This is a genomic window from Rossellomorea sp. QJM3NY_18 (assembly GCF_056173145.1).
In genome coordinates this window covers 2,537,492-2,556,938 of record NZ_CM149659.1, presented here as the reverse complement: position 1 = coordinate 2,556,938, position 19,447 = coordinate 2,537,492, and the positions used below count along the sequence as shown (strand labels likewise).

Here is a 19,447-nt window from a genome sequence, read left to right as displayed (position 1 = left end):
CCTTTAGTCGATTCAAGTAAAGCAGGTGTTAAGAATGTTACCAATCATATTCCAACAAGCTGTTCCCATATTGAAAAATCTTGAAAAGGCAGGGTTTGAAGCTTATTTCGTTGGAGGATCTGTCCGGGATCACTTACTTGGCAGAACGATCAATGACGTAGATATCGCCACTTCTGCCTACCCGGAAGAGGTAAAAGCAATCTTCCATAGAACGATTGATCTCGGTATTGAACATGGGACGGTCCTCGTTTTGGAAGAGGGCAGAGAATATGAAATCACCACGTTTAGGGCCGAGTCTTCCTATACGGATTATAGAAGGCCAGATAAGGTAGAATTTATCCGTTCACTAGACGGGGACTTGAAGCGCCGGGATTTCACCATGAACAGCATGGCCATGAACTGCGATGGCACTATCATAGATCCTTATCATGGTAAAGAAGACATACATAATAGGTTGATACGGACCGTAGGCTCACCGGAAATGAGGTTTACTGAGGATGCCTTGCGCATGATGAGGGCAGTCCGGTTTGTCAGTCAGCTCGGCTTCAGTCTCGAATCATCTACATTAATCAGCTTAAGGGAGCACTCGAGACTTCTGGAGCATATAGCAGTTGAACGAAAAACAATGGAATTCGAGAAAATACTGGCTGGCCTATGGAAGCAAAAAGGGCTGAAGCTCCTTGTGGACACCCATTTGTACAAGGAGCTTCCCTATCTAGGTGGATACGGTGCACAACTCAAAGCGTTAGCAGACCTCCCTGGTTTGGACACATTAAATAAAGATCAAGCCTGGCTTCTCTTACTGACTTATATAGGGGAGGTAGATGTGCAGGGCTTTCTGAAAGGGTGGAGACTTCCTTCCAAAATGATCAGGGTCCGTTCCAAAGAACTCGATATTTTAAAGGAAAGGAAAACTGGATGGACAAAGACATTATTATATCGTGCCGGTCTCGAAGTAGCACTTAATGTTGAAAAAGTATACGGATGCATGGAACCTTCATCAGACTTTTCGGTGGAAAGAGTAATGGAGCAATATCGCAACCTCGCAATCTCGTCCAGGCAAGAACTAGATGTAACAGGTACGGACTTAATGGCATGGGCTGACCAAAAGGGTGGTCCATGGGTGAAAGAACGATTGCTTGAAATTGAATCAGCTATCATTAATGAGACAATCCCCAATGATAAAGAAGAGATAAGGAGGTGGCTCACAGAATGCAATCGACTATAAGAAAAAAAGTCCTTCAAGCGCTATTCGAATCGGATCAGGAATTTTTATCCGGACAAGCCCTTGCTGATATAGCGGGTTGTTCGCGTACTGCAATCTGGAAACATATCGAAGAGCTTCGTAAAGAAGGTTTTGTATTGGAAGCGGTAAGGAAAAAAGGATACCGGATCATAGAGACGCCTGATAGTGTCACAGAAAGTAAAATACGTTTAGGCTTACAAACCCTGACGCTAGGGACCTCGATCCATTATGAAGAATCTGTTCCAAGCACCCAGAGGATCGCTCATACCCTTGCAAGTAATGGAGCGGAAGAAGGTACATTGGTGATTGCAGACGAACAGACTGCCGGAAGAGGCAGATTGATGAGGGAGTGGCACTCCTCGAAAGGTACCGGTATTTGGATGAGCTTAATCTTAAAGCCGCACCTTCCACCTCAAAAAGCCCCACAATTCACACTTATAGCTGCCGTGGCCGTGGTCCAGGCGATCGAGGAGGTTACCGGCCTCCATCCACAGATCAAATGGCCAAACGACATACTCATTGAGGGGAAAAAGGTGACGGGCATCCTGACAGAACTTCAGGCTGAATCGGATAAAATTAATTCCATCATTATCGGGATAGGGATGAATGTCAACCAGACGAAAGACCATTTCCCCGATGAGATTCAAAAGATTGCAACGTCGCTATCCATCGAAGAAGGCAGAACCTTATCAAGATCTGTCATTGTTCAAGGATTACTGGAACGGATAGAGGCGTTGTATTCACTTTACATGAAAGAAGGATTCACACCAATCAAGCTTTTATGGGAAAGCTATGCCATCAGTATCGGGAAGAAGATCCGGGCAAGAACCATCAGTGGAACCATTGAAGGCAGAGCGCTCGGAATCACGGATGAAGGCGTACTGAAGATCGAAGACGCAGGCGGGACGGTCCATCAGATCTACTCCGCCGATATTGAAGTAAATGTTTGAACTTGCAGCGGGATGGAAATCTGTGTAGCCATGCCGTTCTTTTATGGTATAATCCAATTGGGCAGTATCCTTGGAACTGCACCTGATAGAAACGTACATTTGATTTTCAATACTATTTCTGCCTTGATCCATTGTGGACTGGGACAGAGGGTCGAAACAATGATATAAAACACTTATGATCCTTCTGTCATTTTTTTCAGGAGGTTTTTTTATTTTCGTCATGAAAGTGCTTTCATTCCGTTTCGTCACCTCTGACTGAAAAGAAGGAGGATAACATGAAACAAACAACAGATTTTCATAATATGAAGATTGAAAAAGAAAAGATTGCCATGGTTACAGCTTATGATTATCCAAGTGCGAAAGTAGCCGAGGAAGCGGGTATCGATGTCATTCTGGTGGGGGACAGCTTGGGCATGGTCGTTTTAGGATATGACTCTACGGTACCTGTGACGGTATTCGATATGATTCATCATACGAAGGCCGTAAAAAGAGGGGCATCGAATACGTTTATCGTGACAGATATGCCGTTTATGTCGTATCACCTATCGAGGGAAGAAACCCTTAAAACGGCGGCGGACATCCTTCAACAGGGAGGGGCCCATGCCGTAAAGGTCGAAGGAGGCGCCCACGTCATCGATCGAATAAGGGACCTTACAAGTGCGGGAATTCCCGTGGTGGCCCATTTAGGATTGACTCCTCAATCCGTTGGGATACTTGGAGGATATAAAGTTCAGGGGAAGACAGCAGACACAGCAAAGAAATTGATCCAAGATAGTATAAAATGTGAAGAGGCAGGTGCCTTCGCCCTGGTACTTGAATGTGTACCGAAGCAAATCGCAAAGGAGATATCAGAAGCCTTAACGATTCCGACGATCGGCATCGGTGCCGGAGTTAACACCGACGGTCAGGTTTTAGTGTTCCATGACCTTGTGACGTATGGTGTGAACCGCGTCCCTAAGTTTGTCAAACAATATGGGAATGCATCAGACGTCATGCATGACAGCCTAAAGAGCTATATTGATGAAGTAAAGGGTAAGAGCTTTCCAACAGATGAACATTCCTTTACTATGCGGGATGAGGAACTTCATTCTCTTTATGGCGGGATGAACAAATGAACGTCATAACAAAGATAAGTGATTTGAGACTGAGTATAGAATCGTTGAAAAAAACGGGGAAGACGATTGGATTCGTTCCTACAATGGGATTTCTTCATGAAGGGCATTTGACCCTGGCGAAAGAAGCAAGAAGTCAAAATGAAATCGTCGTGATGAGTATTTTTGTGAACCCCCTGCAGTTCGGGCCAAATGAAGACTTTGACCGCTATCCCCGTGATGTGGAAAGGGATACGGAGTTAGCAAGGACGTCAGGGGTGGATATCCTTTTCATTCCTGAAGTGGCTGACATGTACAGGGGGAGTCAGTCAGTGACTATGATGGTGAAAGAGCGTGTAGATGTACTGTGCGGCCGGAAGAGGGAAGGTCATTTTGATGGAGTTGTGACTGTCCTGACGAAATTGTTTCATCTTGTGCAGCCTACCAGGGCCTACTTTGGCCAGAAGGATGCCCAACAAGTCGCAGTGGTAGAAGGCTTGGTGAGCGATTATTTCTTTCCTGTTGAAATCATCCGTGTCCCGACCGTTCGGGAAGAGGATGGACTGGCGAAGAGTTCGAGAAATGTCTATCTGTCTGAAGAGGAAAGACAAGTTGCCCCTTTCCTATATAGAAGTTTGAAAGAAGCGGCTAAAAGTATTGAAGACGGAGAGAGGACTCCGTCTGTCATTACGGGGAGGATTTCTAAAATCATTCAAGCAAACACTTCTGGTACCATTGATTATGTGGAAGTGTATTCATACCCGGAGCTTGAGGAACTGAAGCAGCTGGAAGATGACATCATCATAGCTATAGCTGTTCAATTCCAACAAGCCAGATTAATAGATAATATAATCATCAATGTACAACCGGAGGAGGATTCACATGTTTAGAACGATGATGAGTGGAAAAATTCATAGAGCGACTGTAACCGAAGCAAACCTTGAGTATGTCGGGAGCATTACCATCGATCAGGATATTCTGGATGCTGTCGGAATGATGGCTAATGAAAAGGTTCAGATTGTCAATAACAATAACGGTGCACGCCTGGAAACCTATATCATACCGGGTGAAAGAGGGAGCGGCGTCATCTGTCTGAACGGGGCGGCTGCAAGACTCGTGCAAAAAGGAGATATTGTCATCATCATATCGTATAAACTGGTTGCTGAGGAAATGGTTCATAACCATATCCCGAAAGTGGCGATCATGGGAGAGAATAACAGGGTGATCGATATGATCGGAACAGAACCGGAAGCGACAATACTATAATAAATGGGCAAGTCTTCTAATTTGGGAATAGGAGACTTGCTTTTTTGTTTGTGGTACACTTATTTAGAAAATCATAAGAGTAGGATCTATATAAAGGCAGTGAATAACATGTACCCATTTAAATTGGTTGTCATAGACTTGGAAACAACAGGAAATTCCCCTAAAAAGGGAGAAAAAATCATTCAACTATCAGCGGTAATAATAGAAGGCGGGAAAATCATCGATCAATTTACATCCTTCGTATCTCCGGGAAAACCCATTCCTGCATTTATAGAGGAGTTAACCGGGATCAATGATGACATGGTGAAGGACGCGCCGTCCTTTCATGAAATTGCACCGAAAATCCTGGAAATATTGGATCATGGTATCTTTGTCGCTCACAACGTCCAATTTGATCTTTCATTTCTTCAGGCAGAACTGGAAGAAGCAGGGTATAACCCATTTAAGGGACCTGCCTTTGATACAGTGGAACTTGCAAAGGTAGCTTTACCATCGGCGGACAGCTTTAAACTGACGGAGCTATCCAATACATTGAATTTGAGCCATGTCAGGCCGCATCAGGCAGACAGTGATGCTTATGTGACAGCTGAAATCCTTCTTTATTTTATCGAAGAACTTTCAAAGCTGCCCCTGGTCACACTTGAAAAACTTCATAAACTCTCGAATCACTTGAAGAGTGATCTTGATTTGTTATTTGACAGCATCGTGACAAAGAAACAAAAACATGTAGAGGATCTCTCAGAAGAACTGGAGGTATACCGGGGTCTTGCCCTTCGTAAGAGAAACCGCTTGCTGACAACCGATGAAGAGATCGATTTTAACACACCCGATATAGAAGGACACCTGGCGCAACTTGTTCCTTTCTATGAAAAAAGAGAGCAGCAAATGGAAATGATGAAAGAAATAGGACATGCCTTTGATGAATCACAGCATGTGGTCATCGAAGCTGGTACCGGTGTTGGAAAGTCACTGGGTTACTTGTGGCCAGCTGTTCTGTTTGCCAAACGTACTCACGAAAAAGTCGTCATCAGTACATATACCATTCAATTACAAGAGCAACTGCTTCATAAAGAAATTAAATTATTGGAGAAAATCAGTCCAACCCCATTCAGGACGGTTCTCTTGAAGGGGAAGAATCATTACATAAATCTGTTTAAATTCGAACAGTCCTTGAGGGAAGATGAGTCCCAGTACGATGTGATCTTGACAAAGATGCAGATTCTTGTATGGCTGACACGGACCGAGACCGGGGATATGGATGAATTGAACCTCACTTCCGGGGGGCAGTTGTTTTGGAATCGATTAAAACACGACGGCTGGCACCTCACCCAAACAAAAGATCCCTGGGTGGGAAAGGATTTCTATCTTGCTGCAAGAAAGAATGCCCAGGAAGCAGATATCATCATCACAAACCATTCGATGCTTTTAACCGATATGGTGAGGGAGAGCAGCATGCTTCCTCCCTACGATTATTTAGTGATCGATGAGGCCCATCATTTGGAAAAATCAGCACGACAGCATCTGGGGGTAATCATGGATTATCTCTCCATTAAGTTCAGCACGTCACAATTAGGGATGTTGGATCATAAACAACTGTTTTACCGGCTGGATCAACTTCTTTCGAATCACTCAGTGGATTTGATTACCCATCCCTTTGAATTGGATAAGATCATCGGTCAGTTTTATATGGATCTGGAAGAAGCCTTTTCCGTATTGACAAATGTATTCTATAAAAAGGCTAAAAAGAGAACGGGGATACAGAAGATCCAGCTGCGCATTACCGATGAAATGAAAAACAGCAGTTATTGGCAACCTGTCATTATGTCAATGGAACGCGTGATTTCAGGAATGAAGCATATTGAAAGGGAGTTTCAGCGGGTGCTGGATACCATCAAGGAAAAGAAAATCAAACTCCTTGATAAAGAGAAGGCATTAATTGAAGAATTTTATAGCTTTTTGGTGGATTTGACAGAATTGAGAACGAATTTTCAGACAGTGTTTCTAAAAGACATGAACAACCATGTTCTCTGGCTTGATGGAGACACAAGGTCACTGCCGAACAGCCTGACCATCCAGGCTCAGCCGATCACAGTCGACGGGAATCTTCAGAGTGAGATTTTCGGCAAGAAGAAAAGTGTGGTGTTGACATCTGCCACGTTGACCGTCAGCGGATCATTTCATTATTTCTTGAATGAAATCGGACTTACAGACAATGTGAAAAAGTTGCAGCTAACTTCCCCCTTCGACTATCGTGAGGTCTCAAGGCTATTCGTTCCGACGGATGTACCTGAAATTCAACAGGTTCAAAACGAGGAATATATTGAGGCGATCAGCTCCCATTTGATAGGGGTCGCCCAGGCGACAAAAGGGCGAATGCTCATATTATTCACGTCCTACGATATGCTGAGGAAAACATATGAGCTCATGAAAGACAGTGGCTTATTGGAAGAATATGTGTTAATGGCACAGGGTATCACATCAGGTAGCCGCACCCGGTTGACCAAGAATTTCCAACGTTTCGATAAGGCGATATTATTTGGGACGAGCAGTTTCTGGGAAGGGGTGGACATTCCGGGGGAGGACCTGTCCTGCCTTGCCATGGTGAGACTGCCGTTTTCCCCGCCCGATGAGCCGGTCAATCAGGCGAAATCGGATATCCTGAAAGCCAATGGGAAGAACCCGTTTTCTTCCCATTCCTTACCTGAAGCCATCATTCGCTTCAAGCAAGGGGTAGGAAGGCTGATCAGAAGAAGCAGTGATCGGGGGATCGTGATTGTGTATGACCGGAGAATCAAGACAACAAAGTATGGTAAAGCATTCTTACAGTCGATTCCATCAATGGAAGTCAAAGAAGGCGATCTATTTGATCTGGTTTCCTGGATTGAAGATTGGCTCTGAAATCCTTTGAAACTTCAGTGATAAAATCTCCCCTTTAACACAATCTAAAGGGTAGAGGTGAAACTGGAGGATTGTAAATGAAAGTGATACTAATGGCCATGCTGTCTTTTCTCCTGATGACGTCAGAGGCCTTTGGAATGAAAGTTCCCAAGGTGGATCTACATGTGTCCCAAGAGGAATATGCGATTAGTTTCCTCCCTGTTCAAAAAGGGGAGGTCGCTGTCCTTCACCTGGCATCTGGCAATCATTATTTGATCAATACAGGAACATATAAGGACCGAAGACAACTTTATTATTATTTCAATCAAATTCATATAGACAACATCAAGGGTTTGATCATTACGGAGAAGAGTGAAGTGGATGGAAGAATGATTGCTGAACTGGTTGAAAAGTTCGGCATTGAAGAAATCGTGGCAGGGAAATCCCTCGAACCATTTATGCCGAAACAAGTCTTGCGATTCATTCATACCATACAAGAGGACCAGACCTTTGCATTCTCTGATGAATTAACCATGAGGGCTGTGCACGAAGGAAATGAAAAGAGTGAAGGATTGGACTTTTCCATCACCTTTTTTCAGTATCGCTTTCTCTGGATGAGTTCTCAATCATCACATGCTGAAGGGGTATTACTCAAGAAACCATTGGAAAATGTTAACATCGTTAAACTGCCTGTCCCTGCCAAAACAGAAGGCATGTCTCCAAAGCTTCTTAAGCATGTTGACCCACAAACCGCCATTCTTTATCGTTCTAAAGAAAGGTTCCTGAATAGTGAAATGCTTGAAGCCATCAACGAAGCATGGATCGATCTTTACTTAACGGGTCAACACGGGTTGATAGCTGTAAAAATTAACAGGAGAAACTACGAGGTGCTCACGTTTGATCAGGAAGATGGAGTATTCAAGGAGGGAGGCTGACAGTTCAGCCTTCCATGTGTGATTTCATCATCGTTTTTATGATATCCCCCTACCAAGGCAGCCTCTTATGTTGTTATAATATGTGTAGAGTTTTTCACTTGAAATAGGATAGTAGTTAAAAGGAGGAGCAATATGGAAAGTCGAATTGAAGTTCTTTCCACAGTCCGTATCGAATATACGGATAACTTATATAAAGTGGTTGATACATTGAATAGAACGTTAAAAAAAGATGATTATATGTTTGGTTTAGCACTAGATCCGGAAGATCAGAATCAAGCAGTATTAACAATTTATCGTACATAAAGAGTGATTGTAATGAAAAAATGGATAACCATCATCGTACTATTGTTCATCGTCATTGGAATATCGGCCTCCGTCATACTGTATCAAGTTTCCCGGAACCCTCTCGATCATCAGAGAGACCTTGCCCTCAAGCGGGTAAAAGACGAAACTGCCATCGTGAAAGTGGAGGACACGAGCTTTTATAATGGCTCAAAATCCTATGTAGTGGTAACGGGTGAAAACGAACAGAAGGAAAAGCTGGTCGCATGGGTTCCCGATAAGAAAGGGAAAATTATTGAGAAAAAATGGGCGAATGGCATTACAAAAGATCAGGCGATCAATAAACTAAATGATGAAAAGAAACCGAAAGAATTATTATCGGTCCGTCTAGGGTATGAATCTGTCGGTCCGGTATGGGAAATGACCTACTTAGATCAACAAGACAATTTAAATTATTATTATCTGCTGTTTTCTTCAGGGGAATGGTGGAGAAAAATTGAAAATTTATGATCAGGGGGAACACGACAAATGAAATTCACATTAGCTGATAGAGTCAGTGCATTAACACCATCCACGACGTTAGCGATCACGGCTAAAGCGAAGGAAATGAAGTCACAGGGAATCGATGTCATCGGTTTGGGTGCCGGAGAACCGGATTTTAATACACCGGAACATATCATCAAGGCTGCCTATGAGTCCATGACGGAAGGTCATACGAAATATACTCCGTCCGGAGGGATGGCCAAACTGAAAGAAGCGATCATCCATAAGTTTGAAACCGATCAGCACCTGACATACAAACCATCAGAGATCATCGTGACAAGTGGGGCAAAGCATGCTCTATATACATTATTTCAAGTTCTATTAAATGAAGGGGATGAAGTCATCATCCCCACACCATACTGGGTCAGCTATCCTGAACAAGTGAAGCTTGCCGGTGGTACTCCTGTTATAGTTGAAGGAAAAGAAGAGAATGAGTACAAAATCACTCCACAACAACTGGAAGAGTCGGTCACTTCGAAAACGAAAGCAGTCATTCTCAACACACCAAGTAACCCTACAGGTATGCTGTATTCCCGTGAAGAGCTTCAGGGCATCGGGGAAGTTTGCTTGGAAAAGGGAATCATGATCGTGTCAGATGAAATTTATGAGAAGTTGGTTTATGGTGGGAACACCCATACTTCCATCGCAGAATTGTCCCCGGAATTGAAAGATCAAACCATCGTGATCAACGGAGTCTCTAAATCACATTCCATGACAGGTTGGAGAATCGGGTATGCAGCAGGAGACGAATTGGTCATCAAAGCGATGACCAATCTTGCCAGCCATTCGACTTCCAACCCTACCACGACCTCACAGTACGGGACCGTTGCAGCTTATATGGGGGATCAGAAGCCTGTAGAGGATATGAGAGAGGCGTTCGAAGATCGCTTAAACATTGTGTTTGATAAATTGAACCGTATTCCAGGGTACCATTGCTTGAAGCCTCAAGGTGCTTTCTATCTGTTTCCGAATGTGTCAGAAGCCGCAAAGAAAACAGGCTATAACACTGTTGATGAATTTACTAAAGCCCTACTGGAAGAGGCGAAGGTAGCCGTCATCCCGGGTTCAGGTTTCGGGTCAGACAACAATATCCGTCTTTCATATGCCACAAGTCTTGATGCCCTTGAAGAAGCAATCGAGCGCATGCATGAATTTGTTGTCAATAAAAGCAAGTAGTACAGGGGACCCGCAGACCGTATGCCGGTCTGCTTTTTCCTTAAAATCATCTCGTTTTGCTCTATCTGTTGCGACGGGATAATGGTAAATGTATAATAAATAACGATACATAAGCGTCTTAGTTTTTTTGGAGGGAAAAAAATCGTGAAAACTACTATATCTCAAGTAAGTAAGTTCGTTGGTGAAGAAGTAACCATCGGGGCGTGGCTTGCCAACAAACGTTCAAGTGGGAAAATTGCCTTTCTACAGCTTCGTGACGGTACTGGATTCATTCAAGGTGTTGTCGTTAAAAGTGAAGTGGAAGAAGAAGTCTTTCAAAAAGCAAAATCATTGACTCAAGAAACGTCTCTATATGTAACAGGAACGGTTTCTGAAGATTCCCGTTCACCGTTCGGATACGAACTACAAGTGAAGAGCGTGGAAGTGATCCACGAAGCCGTGGATTATCCAATCACACCGAAGGAGCATGGAACAGAATTCCTGATGGACCACCGCCACCTTTGGCTTCGTTCCCGCAAACAGCATGCCGTGATGAAAGTGCGGAACGAAATCATCCGTGCTACATATGAATTCTTCAATCAAGAAGGATTCGTCAAGGTGGATCCACCGATCCTCACTGGTAGTGCACCGGAAGGAACGACTGAATTATTTGCTACTAAATATTTTGAAGAAGACGCATACCTTTCCCAAAGCGGACAGCTTTATATGGAAGCTGCAGCCATGGCACTAGGGAAAGTATTCTCATTCGGTCCAACATTCAGGGCGGAGAAGTCAAAGACCCGTCGTCATCTGATCGAATTCTGGATGATCGAGCCTGAAATGGCATTTTATGATTTCAAGGATAACCTGGAAGTACAGGAGCAGTATGTTTCTTATATCGTCCAATCCGTACTGGATAACTGTAAGCTTGAATTAGATCGCCTCGGAAGAGACCTGTCTAAACTTGAGCAGATCAAAGCTCCGTTCCCACGCATCACGTATGACGATGCCCTGAAATTATTGCATGAAAAAGGCTTTGATGATATCGAGTGGGGAGATGACTTTGGCGCTCCGCACGAAACAGCCATTGCTGAAAGTTACGATAAGCCTGTGTTCATCACACACTATCCGACTTCACTAAAACCTTTCTATATGCAGCCGGATCCGGATCGTGATGATGTGGTATTATGTGCTGACTTAATCGCTCCAGAAGGGTATGGAGAGATTATCGGCGGTTCAGAACGTATCCATGATGCAGAGCTGATGAAAGCGCGCATTGAAGAGCATGAACTGGCTACAGACGCATACAAGTGGTACCTGGAATTAAGAGAATATGGGTCTGTTCCTCATTCCGGCTTCGGTCTTGGACTTGAAAGAACAGTAGCCTGGATCAGCGGAGTAGAACACGTAAGGGAAACCATCCCATTCCCACGCCTACTAAACCGTCTGTATCCTTAATTATCTAAACATAGAGCTGGCTGGATTGCTTAAGAGCATTCCAGCCGGTTCTTTTCTTTTGTTACTGTCGTTAGGATCTTAATTTAGAGCATATGGGCTTTGGCTAATGTGAGAACCACTGCTCCATTTGATTTCAAATTCTTATAACATCCTGGTTTTTGAATTTGAAATTCTGTGCAAATGGATCTTTTTTAGGTATGTTTATAATTTGACAGTCAGTATGTAGAAGCACAGAGTAGATTGAAGCGGAAGGCACTTGACTCCTGCGGGAAATTGAGGAAAGGTCGAGACCCCGCAGGGCAAAGCCCGAGGAGGCTCGACTTCCTCCCCGCGGAAAGCAAGTGCCTGGAGCGGAAAGGAACGGTCGACGTTTTACACTAAACTTGGAAATAAATGAATCATGAGATCTTTTGTTTTTCCAACTTTCTTCTAATCCATAACCATGTCCACATATATTGAATCATGATATACTAATGAGTGAGGTGTACTGAATATGGATTATAAACAATTAATGGTGTCCTGGATCGAAGAGGGGACACTGAACATCCCGCAATTATTATTATCAAATTACCATACACTCGGTTTAAATGAATCAGAGTTTGTCCTGCTTTTGCATATTTACGGCCACTTGGAAAAAGGAAACTATTTTCCGACACCGGAAGAGCTTTCAAGGCCAATGAGCATTTCCAGTGAATTTTGCTCATCCTTATTACGAAGGCTCATTCAACAACGATTTTTATCGATTGAAGAAGGTTCATCAGCAGAAGGAATTCTATTTGAGAAGTATTCTCTCAATCCTCTATGGGAAAAGATGGCGGAATTCGTCATCCAGGATTCGAAAATGAAACAAATGCAGCAATCGATGGAAGAAGAAGCGGATATCTATACGACATTCGAACAAGAATTCGGCCGTCCTCTTTCTCCATTGGAATGTGAGACCCTGGCCATGTGGCTGGATCAGGATGATCACAATGCCATTATCATTAAAGCAGCATTGAGGGAAGCGGTCATTTCAGGGAAGCTCAACTTCAGATACATCGATCGGATTCTTTTTGAATGGAAGAAAAATGGTGTGAAAACCATTGAAGATGCACGAAACCAAAGTCAGCGCTTCCGGTCTCACCAAAAACCGGCAACTTCGAATGAATCAGCTTCTTCTTCAAAACGAAAATCAGTACCATTCTATAATTGGCTTGAGCAATAAAACAATGAAAGGGGACTGACTCTCACATTTTAAGGGTTGGTCTCTTTTTTTTGATACAAATCTTTCTTTGGGTTGGAGGTAGCAGGATACATGTTAAATAAAAAACAGATACACATTTGTCTCGATGAAATGAGGAAGATGTTCCCCGATGCACATTGTGAACTCCGTCATGAGAATCCTTTCGAACTCGTCATAGCAGTCCTTCTATCGGCGCAGTGCACGGATGTCCTTGTGAATAAAGTGACAAAAGGTTTATTTGAAAAGTATAAAAGACCTGAGGACTATCTGGAGGTCACGTTGGAAGAACTTCAACAGGATATACGCTCTATCGGTCTCTATCGAAATAAAGCTAAAAATATCCGCAAATTATGTGAAATCCTCCTTACTGAGTATGGGGGAGACGTGCCGGATAGACATGAAGAATTAGTGAAGCTTCCCGGGGTGGGCAGAAAGACGGCAAACGTCGTGGTTTCCGTTGCCTTTGGAGAACCTGCCTTAGCAGTCGATACCCATGTTGAACGCGTTAGTAAAAGATTGGGGATCTGCAGGTGGAAAGACAGCGTATTGGAAGTGGAAAAAACGTTAATGAAAAAAATTCCGAGAGAAGAGTGGTCCGAAACCCATCACCGGTTGATTTTTTTCGGGAGATATCACTGCAAATCGCAATCTCCTCAATGCGAGGTTTGTCCCTTGGTGGACCTGTGCAGGGAAGGTCAAAAAAGATTGAAGAAAAAGGGCAGCATATGAGTGGCAGCGTCTTTAACATCCCGATAGAATTGAGAGATCCATTTTTCTATTCCGATGATAGAGTAAAGATCGATGAGTCTCATATGGAACCTTGTGAACCATTTTTTGCATATGAAATCCTTTATTACAATGGGAGGGGGGCAGATTCGCTGCCCTGGCAGGTTCAAGGTGCATGGATGAAAGACATCCTCATGGAGTGGAAAAAAGAAGAGGACCATCTTAAAGGACTATTCAAAAGCCGCTCAAAAGGCATAGTAGAGTGGATGAGAAAAAGCATCTGTAGGTTTTATGTGCTTTTGTATTGGAGCAATAAGCATCCGGTTAATTTGAATCATTGGCAGTCATCAATTGACCACTTTTCCTTAAAGCCTGTTAATGTCATTGAACGTTTAACCTTCATCAGAAATAATCCGGCACTCTATCATTCATTTATTCAGCTGTCACAGCTTTTTGAAGAACAACATAAGCAATATGCCAAGTATCAGGCGCTTAAATCAACCAACAAATAAATAAGGCAACGAGAGAATTCTCTCGTTGCCTTATTTTTATTCTTGATCTCTTCTAGGTTCTGATTGAGTAGCTGGTGTACCAGTGCCATCCCCGGTTCCGGTTCCTGCCCCGGTATCATCTCCGGTTCCGGTTCCACCATCACCGGTTCCGGTTCCACCATCACCGGTTCCAGCGTCACCGCCATCGCCTGTTCCTCCGTCTCCGGTCCCGTCTCCTTCAGGAGGAGGAGTGGTGCCATCCTCGTCACCTGTAGTACCGCCATCGTTGCCGGAGTTATCATCATTTCCGTTTCCTTGACCGTTTCCGTTCCCTTGGTCATTTCCTGTCCCTTGATCATTTCCTGTCCCTTGATCATTTTCGTTTCCTTGACCATTGTCATTGTTGCCTTCATTGTCTTCTTCAGGTTTTCCTTCATCCTTTTTATCCGTTTTTACTTCTACGTTTACGGATGCAGGGTTACTTCGTTGATCACCTGAAATGGCTACAACTTCAAAGCTGAAGGTCCCTTCGGATTGAATGTTTTCGACATTTAATCCTTTTTTATCTGTAGTCGTCAAGACTTGATTCGCTTCCCCATTGATGGATACGGAAACCTCAAACTGAACGTCTTTCTTCTTCCCGTAATCCCATGCAAGGGTGATCGTTTTATCCTTCTTATTAAACTTACCTTTCAGTTTAGAAGGAGCATCGATTTTATCGAATTCCTTGGAAACCTTGGAAGGTTCCGTTCCCTTAACGAACAGCTCTGTGATGATTTTATCATCAGGCGTATATTCGCTTGGCAGTCTCGCAGGATCGCTTCCCAATTCCACTTTTGATTCCACTACGCTGTCAGGCTTTTTAAAGTCAGCTGTATCGACACCATCATGAACATAGCTCATCAAATCACTTACTATATACTGCGCGACATGTCGATCGGTAGGTGAAAGCGGAATGGATTGAGTCTTGTACCCGGTCCAGACGGCTGCCGTGTAATTTGTTGTATAGCCTACGAACCATGAATCAGGTGCTCCCGATTTAGCGATTCCGTATTTATCACGCTCTTCTTGGGAATAATTGGTTGTACCGGATTTGCCTGCCATCGGTAATCCGGGGACTTTAGCGAATTTACCCGTACCTTGAGGGTGATCGATGACGCTTTTCAGCATATCGGAGATCATATAAGCCGTGTATTCCTTCATCGCCGGTTCCGGTTTATTTTTATTCTTAATTTCTGTTTCACCGTCACGGAGGACGACTTTCGTTACAGTGTGAGGCTTATTATAAACCCCTTCATTACCGAATGCAGCATACGCGCCAGCCATTTGTACGGAGTTTACACCAGGTGAAACCCCTCCAATGGAGGCAGATTCATAGTAATGATCGAACTTCAGTCCCAGTCCATTGACGAAATCGGCTGCTTTCTCAGCACCAACTGCCTGGAAGGCTTTTAAAGCTGTTATATTCCTGGAATCCCACAATCCTTCACGGATGGTGATCGGTCCTTTGAATTGACCGTCGTAGTTGTTGATTTCCGTTCCGTTTGAATATTCATAAGGCTCATCTTTTAAAATATGGTAGGTTGACCATTTTAGATGTTCGATGGCAGGAGCGTAATCAAGCAATGGCTTGATGGTCGATCCCGGCTGACGTTTTGAGTCGATGGCATAGTTAAAGCCACGCTTGACTTCGGGATCTTGTTCTCTTCCGCCCCCAATGGCCCTGATTTCACCGGTTTTCGTATCCATGAGGGTTACACCGGCCTGCATTGGCTCTTCGGCATTTTCCGGATAGCTGAAACTCGTGTTTTCACCTGCCAGGATTTCTTCCAGTCGTTTCTGTGCATCCGGGTCGACAGTAGTATAGACTTTTAACCCGTCAGAGAATAAATTGTAATCTCCCATTTTCTGAACTTCATCTATCACAGCATCCACAAACGCAGGATACTTATTTCCATTTTTCTTTTCCACATCTTCAGCCGATACGAGCCCTTTTGTAATCGGGACGGCTTGAGCGGCTTTCTTTTCTTTTTCCGTAATTTTACCGTGCTGAGCCATTAATGACAAAACGATATTACGTCTCTTTTCTGCACTCTCAGGGTGCTTAAGAGGGTTATAATTATTCGGACTTTGAGGAAGTCCCGCAATCAAAGCTGCTTCGTGCAGTTTGATATCCTTGATGTCTTTCCCGTAATAATGATCAGCAGCTGTCGCCATACCATTAATGCCGTCGGACATATATACCTTATTGAAGTACATTTCAAAGATTTCTTCTTTTGTATATTCCTGCTCCAGTTTCAAAGCAAGCCATGCTTCCTGTGCTTTTCTCTTTAAGGTTTTCTCAGGGCTTAAAAAAGAACCCTTGATGACCTGCTGTGTGATTGTAGAAGCACCTTCTGAACCGAATCCCCCGGTTACATTGGCAATGATTGCTCCGCCCAAACGGATCAGATCGATCCCGTTATGCTTATAGAATCGGTTATCCTCCGTAGCAATGACAGCGTCCTGCATGACCTGAGGGATGTCATCGAAGTTTGCGTACTCCCGTTTTTCTTTTCCTACAGTTGTGATCAGGTCTCCGTTCATATCATAAATTTCAGATGCAATCGGATCCTTCAGTAACTTTTCATCCAGTTTTGGTGCGCTTGATGCGTAATAGGCAAATAAACCTGCACCTGCGAGCATCCCGATGATCCCGATAATAAATAATGATATAATGACGCGCTTAACCATAGAGCCTTTTTTCTTGCCCTTAGGTGATTTGGACTTCTGTTGGGCCAGGCGTTTTTCTTCCCTTGACTTATATTGACCAGCCATATTGTTTCCTCACTTTCAATCTTCTGTGTTTTTAGTATTGTCTAAGATTCAAAATATACTACTCATAATGAGATAAAATATAGATTAACTCATTTTTCTTAAACTAAAAATATAACTGATGGACTATTTTTAAATAATCGACCCTTGGATGGAGTCCCAATGGAATGGAAAACCCTTTCTCTTCCATTTCCTCCCGCTTGATTGATTTTCTTCCGCCGCCTGCCATGCGGTCCCAGTATACACGCAGTGCTTCATAGGGGAGGAGGAATACCTCTTCTGAGACGGAGAACCTTATAAGTACAAAAGTGATGCCGTCCTGCTTATGGACTGTTTCCATGTGAAGAATCTGGTGTTCATGAAAATTTTGAAGGGGAAAAGATGTCTTATTTTTCGTTTCCTTCGCTTCAAAATCAATGTATCTTCCTTTATAAACCCCGTTATAGTCTGTCGTTGACGGCTGCTTAAAGTACGCTTCCTTAATGACAGCGGCACTCCTTGAAGGATAGTGAACATCCACAATTTGAACAGGTGTGGGTTTTTTATGAATCACCGCTTTTTGAAACGTCAAATAATATTGATTTGTTTCATTGATATCTTCTTCCAGTGTCATCCCTCTGTTGCTATACGATATTTGTTTCGGTTTTCCTTTTGGTTTTTTTGAGGGTAATGTCGCTTCCACATATTTCTTACCATTGGGATAATGGAATTTCATGGTAATTCACCTCGCAGACTAATCTATATCATAACAGAAACCACTCCATTTTGTGTGAATAATTGTTTACAAATCTCCTCATTCTAGACTAGAAGGGAAGGAGGGATAAAAAGGATGAAAAAATTCAGCAATACTTATCGCTTTATACCCTATATACCTGAACTTAAACGTAGAAATGATTGGATACAATGTGTAAATCAACTTGTGAATCGATACAATCAGGATAATATATCGCGCACGAAAGCTTATCAGGCATTTTTTCTCCTTCATCCTGAGATCAAATGGTCGTTCCTGGCCTCTATGGTATCGAGGAATGCAGGATGGAATATGACCGATTTGAAGGGGGAGATCTTCCAGGGCCTTTTGAGCCGCAAGACTTGCGATATTCTATTTGAGACCTATGAAAGAGCGAATTGGAGCATCTTTCAGGATGCTTTCCCGCAACTCCTTCTCTATCATTATTCGACGTTATATGAGAAAAAAATGTTTCATTTCTTTAAAGATTTTCATATTTCACATTTTATGGAAGACGAATGGAACCGCTTCTGGGAGGAAAGGGATGAAAGGCGATTGGTGCAGTCACTCATCATAAACGAACAGCACCTCATCCAGGGACCTGTCATCGAACATGATCTTTATAAGAGAAGGGTATTTGGCACGTCGCTCTTCTTTATTGAAGATCACCTGCATTTCAGTTCCGTGCTTTTCCCGACTTTATCTGGAGATCTTTATGGGGCAAGTGTACAGGGTTTCAGAAAAGTTGAAAATAGAATCAAATTGGGCAACATCTTATTTGAACTCTTGTTTCATCCTGATTACCATTGTTTTTTTCTTGAGTTTGCTTTAAGAGTCGAGCATACAGGTTCCAGGACGGATTACGAGAAATACTGCCGTGGAGTACCTGATACGAATACACCTGTTCTTAAAAAGGCATACGGAGAGATAACCCATAATTGGGCTCATCACAAAGACTGGTCCGTGGGCAAAATCATGGATGGAAACTGGTATAAAAAACAGGACCTCCCGGACGATGTGATCATGACAAAGTGGTTTTTCCATAAGCAACAGCAGCTTAAGAAAATGGCAGTTGCCAAAAAGTTTTTCAAGGGGATATGGCCAATTCGAAAGAAAAAGAAGATGCGGACATTTTGAGTAACCGCATCTTCAAAGCCGCCTCCGCTTTCTGACCAGTCCAGCTCCGGCGGCTAGACCCTCGAGGTCATAAGTCAAACCATCCAAAAAGGCAAAGGGCGCCTTTCCGGATGGTTCGTCTTAAGCTTGTCGGGTCTGACCAAGCCGCCTCCGCTTTCTTATTAGTCCAGCTCCGGGGCTTAGAGGCTCGAGGTCATAAGTCAAGAACACCAAAAAGGCAAAGGGCGCCTTCCCGGTGTTCTCGCCTTATGCTTGTCGCCTCTGGGCAAAGCCCCTCCGCTTTCTTAGGTTGAAGGTCTATTTTCGCCTTCTAGTTTAGGGTTGCCTTTGGATGCTTTGGTTTCGGCTGGTTGTTGTTTGGTTTGTTTGTTTTTAGGATTTTTCATTGAGTAACACCTCCACTCCTAGTATTTTGAGTTTTGGTACCTTTTATTCAAGAGCTGTCGAAACTTCATTTTCTATATGTCCTTTTTGCACTTTCTTTGGCGAAACGCTTCTAGTTTTGTCAGAGGGGAAGGGAAAGG

17 protein-coding genes are annotated in these 19,447 nt (G+C 43.4%); 15 read left to right on the top strand and 2 right to left on the bottom strand.

Annotated features, from left to right (window positions below; genetic code table 11):
- Positions 1–34: 34 nt before the first annotated feature.
- The 14 genes from AC0VXY_RS13125 to AC0VXY_RS13060 all read left to right on the top strand — a co-directional run bounded on the left by AC0VXY_RS13125 (position 35) and on the right by AC0VXY_RS13060 (position 14,263).
- The gene (locus AC0VXY_RS13125) at positions 35–1,228 is read left to right on the top strand and encodes a CCA tRNA nucleotidyltransferase (RefSeq protein WP_475525498.1); all 1,194 of its coding nucleotides are present in this window, start codon (positions 35–37) and stop codon (positions 1,226–1,228) included.
- On the top strand, positions 1,213–2,196 hold the full coding sequence (locus AC0VXY_RS13120; RefSeq protein WP_475525497.1) for a biotin--[acetyl-CoA-carboxylase] ligase: 984 nt from the start codon (positions 1,213–1,215) through the stop codon (positions 2,194–2,196). Before AC0VXY_RS13125 ends, AC0VXY_RS13120 begins: the two co-directional genes overlap by 16 nt.
- A 275-nt stretch (positions 2,197–2,471) precedes the next feature.
- Entirely contained in the window at positions 2,472–3,311 is an 840-nt protein-coding gene (gene panB, locus AC0VXY_RS13115; protein ID WP_435990329.1) for a 3-methyl-2-oxobutanoate hydroxymethyltransferase, read from the top strand.
- Positions 3,308–4,177: a pantoate--beta-alanine ligase gene (gene panC / locus AC0VXY_RS13110; RefSeq protein ID WP_475525496.1), complete on the top strand. Its 870-nt coding sequence runs from the start codon at positions 3,308–3,310 to the stop codon at positions 4,175–4,177. The genes panB and panC overlap by 4 nt, the downstream gene beginning before the upstream one ends.
- Positions 4,170–4,553, top strand: a complete 384-nt coding sequence (gene panD / locus AC0VXY_RS13105; RefSeq protein ID WP_435990331.1) for an aspartate 1-decarboxylase — start codon at positions 4,170–4,172, stop codon at positions 4,551–4,553. The genes panC and panD overlap by 8 nt, the downstream gene beginning before the upstream one ends.
- A 108-nt stretch (positions 4,554–4,661) precedes the next feature.
- Complete coding sequence (dinG, locus tag AC0VXY_RS13100) at positions 4,662–7,451, top strand: ATP-dependent DNA helicase DinG (protein WP_475527867.1); 2,790 nt, start codon at positions 4,662–4,664, stop codon at positions 7,449–7,451.
- 77 nt (positions 7,452–7,528) lie between these two features.
- A complete protein-coding gene (locus tag AC0VXY_RS13095; RefSeq protein WP_475525495.1) occupies positions 7,529–8,365 on the top strand; it encodes a hypothetical protein in 837 nt (278 codons plus the stop codon).
- Between the two features lie 132 nt (positions 8,366–8,497).
- Positions 8,498–8,668: a YpmA family protein gene (locus AC0VXY_RS13090; protein WP_079533122.1), complete on the top strand. Its 171-nt coding sequence runs from the start codon at positions 8,498–8,500 to the stop codon at positions 8,666–8,668.
- A gap of 12 nt (positions 8,669–8,680) precedes the next feature.
- Positions 8,681–9,157: a cell wall elongation regulator TseB-like domain-containing protein gene (locus AC0VXY_RS13085; RefSeq protein WP_475525494.1), complete on the top strand. Its 477-nt coding sequence runs from the start codon at positions 8,681–8,683 to the stop codon at positions 9,155–9,157.
- An 18-nt stretch (positions 9,158–9,175) separates the two neighbouring features.
- On the top strand, positions 9,176–10,366 hold the full coding sequence (locus AC0VXY_RS13080) for a pyridoxal phosphate-dependent aminotransferase (protein ID WP_435990335.1): 1,191 nt from the start codon (positions 9,176–9,178) through the stop codon (positions 10,364–10,366).
- 144 nt (positions 10,367–10,510) lie between these two features.
- A complete protein-coding gene (gene asnS, locus AC0VXY_RS13075) occupies positions 10,511–11,803 on the top strand; it encodes an asparagine--tRNA ligase (RefSeq protein ID WP_258261610.1) in 1,293 nt (430 codons plus the stop codon).
- Positions 11,804–12,296: 493 nt separating this feature from the next.
- Positions 12,297–13,007: a DnaD domain-containing protein gene (locus tag AC0VXY_RS13070; RefSeq protein WP_475525493.1), complete on the top strand. Its 711-nt coding sequence runs from the start codon at positions 12,297–12,299 to the stop codon at positions 13,005–13,007.
- 90 nt (positions 13,008–13,097) lie between these two features.
- On the top strand, positions 13,098–13,754 hold the full coding sequence (nth, locus tag AC0VXY_RS13065; protein ID WP_475525492.1) for an endonuclease III: 657 nt from the start codon (positions 13,098–13,100) through the stop codon (positions 13,752–13,754).
- Positions 13,751–14,263 (top strand): YpoC family protein, encoded by a 513-nt coding sequence (locus tag AC0VXY_RS13060; RefSeq protein WP_475525491.1) that lies wholly within the window; start codon positions 13,751–13,753, stop codon positions 14,261–14,263. The genes nth and AC0VXY_RS13060 overlap by 4 nt, the downstream gene beginning before the upstream one ends.
- A gap of 36 nt (positions 14,264–14,299) precedes the next feature.
- Here AC0VXY_RS13060 and AC0VXY_RS13055 read toward each other — a convergent pair whose 3' ends face one another.
- Positions 14,300–17,059, bottom strand: coding sequence for a transglycosylase domain-containing protein (locus tag AC0VXY_RS13055; protein WP_475525490.1), 2,760 nt, complete (start codon positions 17,057–17,059; stop codon positions 14,300–14,302).
- 103 nt (positions 17,060–17,162) lie between these two features.
- On the bottom strand, positions 17,163–17,771 hold the full coding sequence (recU, locus tag AC0VXY_RS13050) for a Holliday junction resolvase RecU (RefSeq protein ID WP_435990340.1): 609 nt from the start codon (positions 17,769–17,771) through the stop codon (positions 17,163–17,165).
- Between the two features lie 114 nt (positions 17,772–17,885).
- Between recU and AC0VXY_RS13045 the strand changes: the two genes are divergently transcribed.
- Positions 17,886–18,923 (top strand): DUF2515 family protein, encoded by a 1,038-nt coding sequence (locus tag AC0VXY_RS13045; RefSeq protein WP_475525489.1) that lies wholly within the window; start codon positions 17,886–17,888, stop codon positions 18,921–18,923.
- The last annotated feature ends 524 nt before the right edge of the window (positions 18,924–19,447 follow it).